This window comes from Hyphomonas sp. TMED31 (assembly GCF_002172815.1).
In the GTDB taxonomy this organism is placed as follows: domain Bacteria; phylum Pseudomonadota; class Alphaproteobacteria; order Caulobacterales; family Hyphomonadaceae; genus Hyphomonas; species Hyphomonas atlantica.
Map to the genome: position 1 here is coordinate 1 of NZ_NHCK01000005.1, position 10,680 is coordinate 10,680.

Here is a 10,680-nt window from a genome sequence, read left to right on the forward strand (position 1 = left end):
GAAACACCAATCTCCAAACCATTGTCCAAAATTCGGTTTGTGGATGCGCCGGCCCAGATCATGCCGAGCGCCTGCTCATCCGCATCGGGCGCCAGAACTATCGTAGCCCCGAATTCGGTTTCCGTTTCCCACGGGTTCCAGTCCTCTTCCCATTGGGCGTGCGCAGAGGGCATCGCGAGCAGGACCATCAGCAGCGAGATTCCCACGACTTTCATTCCGATCCTCCATCCGCCACCACGCGCAGATCAGCACTGGCGAGCCTGTAAACCCCTTGTTATACAAACGCCCGTCAACAAGGTCTTGCACTCAGGAACTTTCTTCATGGTCAAATATGTTTTCTCTGCGGCGGTTGCCGGCATGCTGATGGTTTCAGGCTGCCAGTCCAGTTCAGGGCCCAGCGCCGAGGCGCGCGTCGTTCAACAGAATATCGGCAGCGTAAATCCATATCTCTGGCGCGCATCGCTCGACACGTTCGAGAACATGCCTGTTGCAACGGCTGATCCAATCGGCGGCCTGATCAATTATGACTGGAAGTCTTTCGAGACCGCGCCGAACGAGCGCATCAAGGCAACGGTCTACATTCTTGATACCCGCCTGCGCGCAGATGGCGTGAAAGTCTCGGTATTCCGTCAGGAAAAGAATGAATCCGGCGAATGGGTTGATGTCAGCGTCGATCCGGAAACAGCGCTTCAGCTTGAGAACAAGATTCTGGATCGCGCGCGCTTGCTGAAAAATTCCCAGCTGGGCTAAGCCCGGCCGACACATTTATCCAGAAAGGTCAGGGCCATGGCGACCCGTTACGATCCGCAAATTGCGGAACAGAAATGGCGTGCAGCCTGGGACAAGGCCGCGCTATTCACCGCGAAATCTCCAGCCGAAGCTGGCGATGCACCGAAGGCTTACGTGTTGGAGATGTTCCCGTATCCGTCGGGTCGCCTTCATATGGGTCATGTGCGCAACTACGCGATGGGCGATGTTGTTGCGCGTCACAAGCGCGCCAAAGGCTATAACGTCCTGCACCCGATGGGATGGGACGCCTTCGGCATGCCGGCAGAGAACGCCGCAATGGAGCGGAACGTCCATCCGGGCGAATGGACCTATCAGAATATCTCCGCCATGAAGGCCCAGTTCATGAAGCTCGGCCTGTCGCTGGACTGGAGCCGTGAGTTTGCAACGTGCGATCCTGAATATTACGGCGCACAGCAGGGACTATTCCTGAAATTCCTGGAAAAGGGCCTTGTCTATCGCAAGGCCTCCAAAGTGAATTGGGACCCTGTCGACAATACTGTGCTGGCCAATGAGCAGGTGATTGACGGCCGTGGCTGGCGCTCTGGTGCATTGGTCGAGCAGCGTGAACTGACACAATGGTTCTTCCGCATCACCGACTATGCAGAAGACCTGCTGGAAGAAGTGAAAAAACTGGAACGTTGGCCTGAGAAAGTACGCACGATGCAGGCGAACTGGATCGGCCGGTCGGAAGGCCTGCAGATGCGGTTCGAGTTCGACTCGGCAGCACCAGCCGGCTTCGATCACGGCATCGAAATCTTCACGACTCGTCCTGATACGCTGTTCGGCGCAAGCTTTATCGCCTTGTCGCCAGATCACCCACTGACGATTCAATTGGCTGATAAATCCGACGAGCTGAAGGCTTTCCGTGCAAAATGCGCCCAGATCGGAACGAGCGAAGAAGCTATCGAGAAAGCCGAGAAGCTCGGCTTCGACACCGGTCTGACCGTTAAACATCCATTTGATGACACGAAGACATTACCCGTTTGGATCGCGAACTTTGTACTGATGGGCTACGGCACTGGCGCGATTTTTGGCTGCCCGGCGCATGACCAGCGCGACATTGATTTTGCCCGGAAGTATGATCTCAACGTCACCCCAGTCGTTCTGCCTCCAGACGCCGATCCGGTCGAGTTCGATGTCGAAAGTGAAGCCTATACCGGGCCCGGCAGTATCTTCAATTCAGGCTTCCTTGATGGTTTGTCGATCGAAGACGCAAAGCGCGCGGCAATAGAGAAAATCGAAGCGATGGGCCTCGGCGAAGGGACGGTAAATTACCGCCTGCGCGACTGGGGCGTGTCGCGTCAACGCTATTGGGGCTGTCCAATTCCAGTGGTGCATTGCGACAGCTGCGGCGTCGTGCCGGTGCCTGAAGCTGATCTGCCCGTGAAGCTTCCGGATGAAGTGTCATTCGACCAGCCCGGCAATCCGCTCGAGCGGCACCCAACCTGGAAACATGTTGACTGTCCGAATTGCGGCAAGGCCGCACGGCGAGAGACCGACACGCTGGACACGTTTGTCGACAGTTCCTGGTACTATTCCCGCTTCGCCAGCACAAATGATCTTGAAGAGCGCGCCTACTGGATGCCGGTGGACCAGTATGTCGGCGGTGTCGAGCATGCGGTGCTTCACCTGCTCTATGCCCGATTCATTGCCCGTGCGATGCGCGATGTAGGCTTGCTTGACTTGCCGAACGGCGAACCCTTCGCTGGCCTCTTCACACAAGGCATGGTCACGCACGAAACCTACAAATCTTCAGCTGGCAAATGGCTACAGCCGTCTGAAGTCACGCGCGATGGCGATACCTGGATTGAAACAGCAACGGGAGCGGTTGCTACGGCTGGGCCAATCGAGAAGATGTCCAAGTCGAAGAAGAACACGGTCGATCCGGATGCCATTATCGACCAGTTCGGCGCGGACGTAGCGCGATGGTTCGTGCTGTCTGACTCTCCGCCTGAACGTGACGTCGAATGGACACAATCCGGGGTCGAAGGCGCAGCTCGATTCGCGCAGCGTTTCTGGAGTGTCTTTGACGGATTGCCAGAAAACACTGAAATTGCGCCCGGTGATGATGCTGAATCGACAGCCCTCCGCAAGACGAGCCACAAAGCCGTAGCGGCAATTGACAAGGCGATCGAAGAGTTCCGCTTCAACTCTGCCGTCGCAACGATTCATGAATGGGTCAGCGCATTGAAGAAGGCCGAGTCAGCGGGTGATGCTGTGCTCGGCGCGCGGGTTGAAGGGGCATCCATGTTGGCACGGTGTGTGACACCATTCATGCCTCATCTGGCTGAAGCCTGTTGGGAACGGCTTGGACAACCGGCATTCGTGTCTTCGGCGCCGTGGCCCGTCGCAGATTCTTCACTGCTTGTTGATGATGAAGTGACAATGGCGGTGCAAGTCAACGGCAAGCGCCGTGGCGAAATCACTGTCCCGAAGAGCATGGAAAAATCAGATATCGAAGCCACCGCATCCGCTCTTCCGGAAGTGGTAAATTTCATTGAAGGCAAGTCCGTGAAGAAAATCATTGTTGTGCCCGGGCGCATCGTGAATATCGTAGTCGCATGAGACATTTGATTGCCATCGCTGCCCTAAGCCTGATCGCAGCTTGCGGTTTCCAGCCAGTCTATTCCAGCGGCTTTAATGAAGGCCGAGCAGGAAATATTACGGTCGAAAAAATTGATGGTCGCGCAGGATACGAGCTCCGCAGAACGCTGCTTCAGGAATTAGCGATTGGTCTTCCGAATGTATCTGAGCCTGCCACACTTTCTGTGAAACTCTCGGAGAGTCTGTCGCGCCTCACCTTCGAGACGGATGGCGCGGCGACCCGGTCCAGTATTGTGTCGAGTGGGTCATATGTCTTGAACTATGGTGGCAAGCGTCTTTCGGGACGACAAGAAGCTGAGATCAGCTTTTCTGTTCCTGATAGCCCATATGGCGATATTGCCAACCAAACTGGAGCAAGCACGCGAGCGGCGCGCCAACTTGGTAAGAAGATCGCGGATGATATCCGGCTGAAACTGTCGGCCGACTAATGTTATTAAAGGGCAAACAGGCCGCTGATTTTGCCCGCAAGCCCAAACCGTCGGTCTGGGCGGTTCTCGCATTCGGCGAAGATCCGGGGCTTTCATCAGACGCGGCCCACGNCCTGATCAAAGCCTGGACGCCCAAGGGCGCGACGATGGATGTCACCACACTGGATGATGATTCCATCAAGAAAGATCCCTCTCTCCTGTTTGATGGTCTTGAAGCCGTTTCCCTGCTGGGCGATCCGCGCGTCATTCGAGTGCGCACCAGCGGCGACAAGATTGCTGCTCTTCTTATAGAGNCAATTCAGAAAGGCGATTCTCAGGAAGAATACTATTCAGCCCGCCTGATCATCGAAGCCGGGGGCCTTCAAAAACGCTCGAAGCTGCGCGCGGCCGCCGAGTCCGCCCAGTCGACCGCCTGTCTTCAGCTGTTNGCAGATGATGCCGGCGNCATTGAACAACGCGTGAAGTCTGTCCTNAAGGCNGAAGGNGTCGAGATCATTCCGGAAGCGCTCGCACTCTTTGTAGGCGACCTGCCNGGTCACCGAAATCTTGCAAACTCCGAAATAGAAAAACTCGCACTCTATGCTCGTGGACTGGGCCGCCCACTTGATTTGAACGACGTCCGGGCGTTGTCCGCCACAGATGTCGATCACAATCTTTCAGCTGCCATTCGCGCAGCGCTCGATGGAAAGCCCGCACTGGTTCACTCCACACTTGATCGCCTGGCAGTTGCGGGAACGAGTGGAATTTCGATTCTGCGCTCCCTCCAGTTTGAAACTATGCGAATGCTGGATGCCCAGTCCAGGATGGCTTCCGGGCAATCCAATCCCGGTATGAAATTACGGCCACCGGTCTGGCAAAGTGAATGGGGCATGTTCAGTGCACGNCTCAGGAAATGGCCAACCAAGCGCCTGATGCGTGTCATGGAACGCATCTATGAGGCAGAGCAACAGGCAAAGTCCGGATCAGGTAGTGCAGATCCCGTGATACGTGTACTGATGAATGAGATCGCCCGAGCTGCAGAACTCGCCAGCTAGAAGATCAAAGCTTGTTCCGCTTGGCNGTGAGACGGCGGCATACATCATCCAGCTGTTCAAGATCGCGGTACTTGATCCGCAATTCACCGCCATTCTTTCCGTGCCGGATATCCACATCAAGCCCAATGGACCGTGATAAATCTGCTTCAAGCGCCTCGGTGTCGACGTCTTTCTCATCAGGCTTCGGTCGTGCAGATTTCGTTTCAATCGGCGTATCTTCACGCGCAGCTTTGGCATGAGCCTCCACTTCGCGAACCGTCAGGCCCTTCTCTACTGCCAGCTCTACAAGTGCTTCGGGATCCGGCGCACCAAGAGCCGCACGTGCATGCCCCGCAGTTATGTGGCCAGCTCTCACACGCTCTCGTGCAGCTTCCGGCAGCTGAAGCAAGCGTAGCGTATTGGTAATGTGTACCCGGCTTTTTCCGACACTCGTTGCCAGGCTGTCCTGAGTGCGACCAAAGCGCTGCATCAGCGCATCATAGGCTTCGGCTTCTTCAATCGGGTTCAGGTCCGCCCTCTGGACGTTCTCGATAATCCCAATTTCCAGCAGCTCGAGCTCGTCGGTATCGCGCACGACGGCGGGAATACTGGTCAGACCGGCGAGCTTGGCGGCGCGCCAGCGGCGCTCACCCGCAATGATCTGGTAGTCATTCTTCTGCTTTGGATCGGGGCGCACCAGGATTGGCTGAAGCACGCCTTTCGTCTTCAGTGACTCTGCAAGTTCTTGCAGAGCTGTTTCGTCGAACGTCCGCCGCGGTTGCTTGGGATTGCGTCGAATTCGATCAATCGCAATCTCTGATGCACCCTTTGCGCCACCCTCTTCCGATTTGGAATCGGGAGGTGATACCGCTTCGACTTCTCCAATCAAGGCAGACAGGCCGCGTCCGAGGCGGGAGGGTTTTGTCTTTCCGTCTTCGCTCATTGGGATCAGGCCGCGCGCGCTTTTTCACGTTGAAGAACTTCCGATGCGAGGCGGATATAGGCCTCACTTCCCGGACAACGATAATCGTATAGAAGCGCCGGCTTTCCAAATGACGGCGCCTCGGACAAACGCACATTCCGAGGAATGACCGTGTTATAGACCTTGGCACCAAAGAATGCCCGCACCTCGTCAGCCACCTGATCCGACAGATTGTTCCGGCGATCATACATGGTCAGGACAACGCCCTGGATTTCCAGATTCGGATTCAGGCCAGATCGGATAACTTCGACGGTGCGCAACAATTGGCTGAGACCCTCAAGCGCCAGGAACTCACACTGCAATGGTACAAGCAGCGCATCAGCTGCGGTCATCGCGTTCATGGTCAGGGACGACAATGATGGTGGGCAATCAATCAGAATATAGTCGTATTCAACGAGTTCGCCCTGCTCTGCGCGAGCAATATATTGATGAAGCGCATCCCGCAATTTGTACGACCGGCGGGAATCGTTCGCGAGTTCGGTTTCAACACCGGACAGATTTTCATCCCCGGGAACGATGTCCAAGCGCGGCACGATGGTTGAGAGAACAGCATCCTCCAACGGAATCTGATCAACGACGATATCATAGGATGTCTGATGACGATCCTGACGCTCGATACCAAGTCCCGTGGACGCATTACCCTGAGCGTCGAAGTCGACAATCAGGACACGGCGTCCGACGGCGGCCAATGCGGTACCGAGATTGATAGAGGTCGTGGTCTTACCGACCCCGCCTTTTTGGTTCACAACAGCAAATATTCTGGGTTTACCGCCTGCCACGTTCGAGCTCCCTCACGATCAAGATGACGCCTGACCCACCAGTGCGACTTGGAATCGCCTCATACGCGAAGTTCCAACTTTGCTGGGCGTCCGTCAATTCTTCTTTCCAGCGTTCGCCTTTTAGAAAAACCCCTGTGGCGCCGTTTTCCATCCAGGGCGACGCGTATTCCAGAAGTTTTGGCATTGGTGCGAACGCTCGCGCCGTCACAATTTCCGCATCGGAATTTGGTGCCGCCTCTATTCGACCCTGATAAACGGCGGCGTTCAGACTGGCTTCGGTAATCGCAGCGCGTAGAAACGCGCACTTTTTTCCAACGCTCTCCATCATCGTCACGTGCCCATTTGGACGGGCTGCAGAAACAATGAGTCCCGGAAACCCGGCGCCAGATCCCAGATCCACACATTTTGCCGCCTCGGGAACGTATGGAAGGATTTGAAAGGAATCGGCCACGTGTCGCGTCCAGATCTGCGGCCATTCACGCGGTCCGATCAAGTTTGACCGTTTGCGCCAAGCGTCCAGGGTTAAGATTATCGCGTCCAATCTTTCCGATGTTTCACGTGAAACATCGAATTCGGCGTGAAACGCCGCGCGGTCGTCAGAATTCATCATGAATGTTAACCGGCTTTCTTCCGACGCTTAACAAATCCAAGCAGCGCGGTCAGTGCGCCTGGTGTAACACCTTCGATACGTCCGGCTTGACCAAGAGTCGTTGGACGAACGGCTTCGAGCTTTTGGCGAACCTCGTTTGAGAGCCCTCCGACCTTGGAATAATCCAAATCCATCGGGATGGTCAGATCCTCATCGCGACGAAGCGCAGCCACATCTTCAGCTTGTCGTTCGAGATAAGAAGAATAAAGCGCTTCAATCTCAATCTGGGTTGCGATCTCATCGTCCAGATTGGCAAGTTCCGGCCAAACCGCCGAAAGCGCGCCCAAATTGATATCCTTATAGGACAGATACTCCCAAGCCGTACGGACGCGTCCATCTTGATTGACGGCCCAACCGGCTTGCGCCGCTTTAGCCGGTGACAAGGTCAAGGCATTCAATTGATCCCGGGTCTTTTGAAGCGCGGAGTGTTTCACGTGAAACACGTCTGCCCGGTGAGACCCGACACATCCGGCGGCAATACCCTTCTCGGTAAGCCTCTGGTCGGCATTGTCCGCTCGTAGTGCCAAACGGTACTCCGCCCGCGACGTGAACATTCGGTAGGGCTCCGTCACCCCGCGCGTGACGAGATCATCGATCAGAACGCCGATATAGGCTTCCGCCCGATCAAAAATGACTGGCTCCTGGCCGGAAGAGGCACGTGCCGCATTCAGACCGGCAACCAGGCCTTGAGCGCCGGCCTCTTCGTAACCGGTCGTGCCATTGATCTGGCCTGCCAGATACAAACCCTGAAGAGCCTGTACTTCCAACGAGGACGACAAAGCGCGGGGGTCGACATAGTCATATTCGATCGCATAGGCGTACTGCAGGATCTTCGCGTCCTCCAATCCAGGAATTGTGCGCAGAAAGCGCTCCTGGATTTCCTCCGGAAGCGATGTCGAAATGCCATTTGGGTAGACAGTATGATCGTCCAGTCCCTCTGGTTCCAGAAAAATCTGGTGGCGATCCTTGTCTGCGAACCGGTGAACCTTGTCTTCAATAGACGGACAATATCGCGGGCCACGTCCTGCGATCGCGCCAGAATAAACGGCGGACTGGTCAATATTCTCCGCGATAATTGCGTGGGTCTCCGGCGTCGTCCATGTGATGCCGCACTGGACCTGAGGCACAATAATTTCGTCTGTAAGATATGAAAACGGTATTGGCTCCGCGTCTGCAGGCTGCATCTCCAGCCGGTCCCACGCGATGGTCCGACCGTCGAGGCGGGCAGGCGTTCCCGTTTTCAAACGGCCCATCGGCAAACCCATACCGTATAGCCGGTCTGACAATCCAATCGCCGGCGCTTCACCAACCCGTCCGGCGGGAATCCGCTTTTCCCCAATATGGATCATACCTTTCAAGAAGGTGCCGGTTGTAATCACGACCGAAGCGGCGCGATACGCGTCGCCATCCAATCCGATCACGCCAGCGACATGATTATCTTCAACAATCAGATCTTCGGCCCCATCCTCAATGATTGTCAGGTTGGGATAGTCTGACAATTCATCCTGCATGGCTTCACGATAGAGCTTGCGATCAATCTGGGACCGCGGGCCCCAGACCGCCGGGCCTTTCGAACGGTTCAGCATGCGAAACTGAATGCCCGCCTTGTCAGCCAGGCGCCCCATCAAACCGTCGAGTGCGTCGATTTCCCGAACCAGATGGCCTTTTCCGAGCCCACCAATGGCCGGATTACAACTCATTTCGCCGATCGTCGCGCGCTTGTGAGTGACAAGCGCGGTTTGCGCACCCGTCCGCGCCGCGGCAGCTGCAGCCTCACAGCCAGCATGACCGCCGCCGACAACGATTACATCAAATTGGTTTGTGTCGCTCATGGCGCTACTTCAGATCCGGAGTTTCAGAAAGCCGCTATATAGCGGTTTGAGCCCCCAAACCCTAGGGGTCATTTGCCGATGCAGAATTCAGAGAACACGGCACCCAGCACATCCTCCACGCCGACTGCGCCAACCACAGCCCCCAGATGCCGGATCGCCATTCGAACATCTTCAGCCGCCAATTCTGGACCGGTACCCAGCTCAAGTGCATCGCGCGCAGCTATCAGACAGGCCAGGCCGTCAACCAGACGCACTCGATGACGAGCTCGTGTAATCACTGGCGCTTCGACCGATGAAGCCTTACCGGATATGAATTCAGACAAAGCCGTTTCCAGCGTCGGAACGCCTTCGCCCCGTTTAGCAGAGATCTTGTAATCATACGCAGGAAGGTTTGCCGCCATATCGCTGTCGGCCTTGTTTACCACAACTATATCGGTGGGCAGGCGGTAAGGGGAGGTCAGGACACTCAGGTCGGGCGCGCTCCCATCAACCATGAAGACGCGCAAATCAGCCTCTGATGCTACCCGCTCCGCACGGCGAACGCCCTCGGCTTCGATCTCATCATCAGTTTCCCGAAGTCCAGCCGTATCGGAAATCCAGACCACTTGGCCACCCATGACACGACGAATTTCAATCACGTCTCGCGTGGTGCCAGGTCGCGACGTCACGATAGCTGCCTCACGACCTGCGAGACGATTGAGCAGCGTGGATTTGCCTGCATTGGGTGCCCCAATGATCGCGATACGAAAACCGTCGCGGATCTTCTCGCCAACACCCCGGTCGCCGAGTGCGGCTTCGATATCGCCAATCAAGTTATTGAGTTTGCGGAGCACTGGCGCCGTAGTTTCTTCTGGCGCATCGTCTTCATCAGGGAAATCAACAACAACTTCAATCAATGCAAGTATGCCGGTAAGTTCCGCACGCCAGCGGTCATACTGTTCGGTCAAACCACCCGACAATTGTCGGAGAGCTTGAGCCTTCTGGGCGTCGGTCTCTGCCTCGATAATATCAGCAACACCTTCAGCTTCAGTCAGATCAAGTTTGCCAGCTTCGAATGCACGGCGCGTGAACTCTCCGGGTTCAGCCAGACGAACACCGGGTTCACTTATCAGTGTACTGATTGCATGGGAGATAACTGCCGGACCGCCATGAAGGTACAGTTCGAGCGTATCTTCACCAGTATATGAATGCGGTCCCGGCATGAAAACGACCAGGCCTTCATCGATCATGTTGCCGTCTTCATCGCGAAACCGGGTCAACGTTGCGCGACGAGGCTCGGGCAAGCCACAATCCAACAAGGCGCCTGCGATCTTCCAGATCCGGTCTCCGGATAGACGGATGATGCAGATAGCAGCGGGGGGCTGGCCCGAGGCGAGGGCGCAGATTGTATCGCGCTCGCTCATGGGCCAGGCGCTCCCTTAGTTTTTCATGGCTTCGAAGAACTCGGAATTGTTCTTCGTCTGGCGCAGCTTGTCGAGCAGGAAGTCAATCGCATCGTTCGTGCCCATTGGCCCGAGGATGCGGCGAAGAATGTAGATCTTCGACAATTGGTCAGCTGGAGTGATCAATTCCTCTTTCCGCGTACCGGACTTCATGATGTCGAT

General features: G+C 56.0%; 10 protein-coding genes and 1 pseudogene. 4 read left to right on the forward strand and 7 right to left on the reverse strand.

Annotated features, from left to right (window positions below):
- Positions 1–215, reverse strand: a 215-nt coding sequence (locus tag CBB91_RS00650; RefSeq protein ID WP_273011077.1) for a hypothetical protein, incomplete at its 3' end; no start/stop codon positions are given.
- A 106-nt stretch (positions 216–321) separates the two neighbouring features.
- Between CBB91_RS00650 and CBB91_RS00655 the strand changes: the two genes are divergently transcribed.
- The 4 genes from CBB91_RS00655 to holA are packed head-to-tail and all read left to right on the forward strand — an operon-like array spanning position 322 to position 4,855.
- Positions 322–750, forward strand: a complete 429-nt coding sequence (locus CBB91_RS00655; protein WP_272983471.1) for a DUF3576 domain-containing protein — start codon at positions 322–324, stop codon at positions 748–750.
- A 36-nt stretch (positions 751–786) separates the two neighbouring features.
- Positions 787–3,354, forward strand: coding sequence for a leucine--tRNA ligase (leuS, locus tag CBB91_RS00660; RefSeq protein WP_273011079.1), 2,568 nt, complete (start codon positions 787–789; stop codon positions 3,352–3,354).
- A 5-nt stretch (positions 3,355–3,359) separates the two neighbouring features.
- Positions 3,360–3,821, forward strand: a complete 462-nt coding sequence (locus CBB91_RS00665) for a hypothetical protein (protein WP_272983469.1) — start codon at positions 3,360–3,362, stop codon at positions 3,819–3,821.
- A complete protein-coding gene (gene holA, locus CBB91_RS00670) occupies positions 3,821–4,855 on the forward strand; it encodes a DNA polymerase III subunit delta (protein WP_273011081.1) in 1,035 nt (344 codons plus the stop codon). Before CBB91_RS00665 ends, holA begins: the two co-directional genes overlap by 1 nt.
- 4 nt (positions 4,856–4,859) lie before the next feature.
- On the opposite strand, the gene CBB91_RS00675 is transcribed toward holA, so the two are convergent.
- From CBB91_RS00675 to CBB91_RS00700, 6 genes and pseudogenes are all read right to left on the reverse strand, one after another.
- Positions 4,860–5,777, reverse strand: a complete 918-nt coding sequence (locus tag CBB91_RS00675) for a ParB/RepB/Spo0J family partition protein (protein ID WP_035549722.1) — start codon at positions 5,775–5,777, stop codon at positions 4,860–4,862.
- Positions 5,778–5,782: 5 nt separating this feature from the next.
- On the reverse strand, positions 5,783–6,595 hold the full coding sequence (locus CBB91_RS00680) for a ParA family protein (protein ID WP_035549725.1): 813 nt from the start codon (positions 6,593–6,595) through the stop codon (positions 5,783–5,785).
- Positions 6,582–7,205 (reverse strand): 16S rRNA (guanine(527)-N(7))-methyltransferase RsmG, encoded by a 624-nt coding sequence (rsmG, locus tag CBB91_RS00685; protein WP_337957154.1) that lies wholly within the window; start codon positions 7,203–7,205, stop codon positions 6,582–6,584. The genes CBB91_RS00680 and rsmG overlap by 14 nt, the downstream gene beginning before the upstream one ends.
- A 5-nt stretch (positions 7,206–7,210) precedes the next feature.
- Entirely contained in the window at positions 7,211–9,076 is a 1,866-nt protein-coding gene (mnmG, locus tag CBB91_RS00690) for a tRNA uridine-5-carboxymethylaminomethyl(34) synthesis enzyme MnmG (protein ID WP_273011087.1), read from the reverse strand.
- A gap of 68 nt (positions 9,077–9,144) precedes the next feature.
- Positions 9,145–10,479 carry a tRNA uridine-5-carboxymethylaminomethyl(34) synthesis GTPase MnmE gene (gene mnmE / locus CBB91_RS00695; RefSeq protein ID WP_273011089.1) on the reverse strand — a complete coding sequence of 445 codons (1,335 nt, stop codon included), beginning with the start codon at positions 10,477–10,479 and terminating at the stop codon, positions 9,145–9,147.
- Positions 10,480–10,494: 15 nt separating this feature from the next.
- A pseudogene (locus tag CBB91_RS00700) lies at positions 10,495–10,680 on the reverse strand (transcription termination factor Rho); the annotation flags it as partial.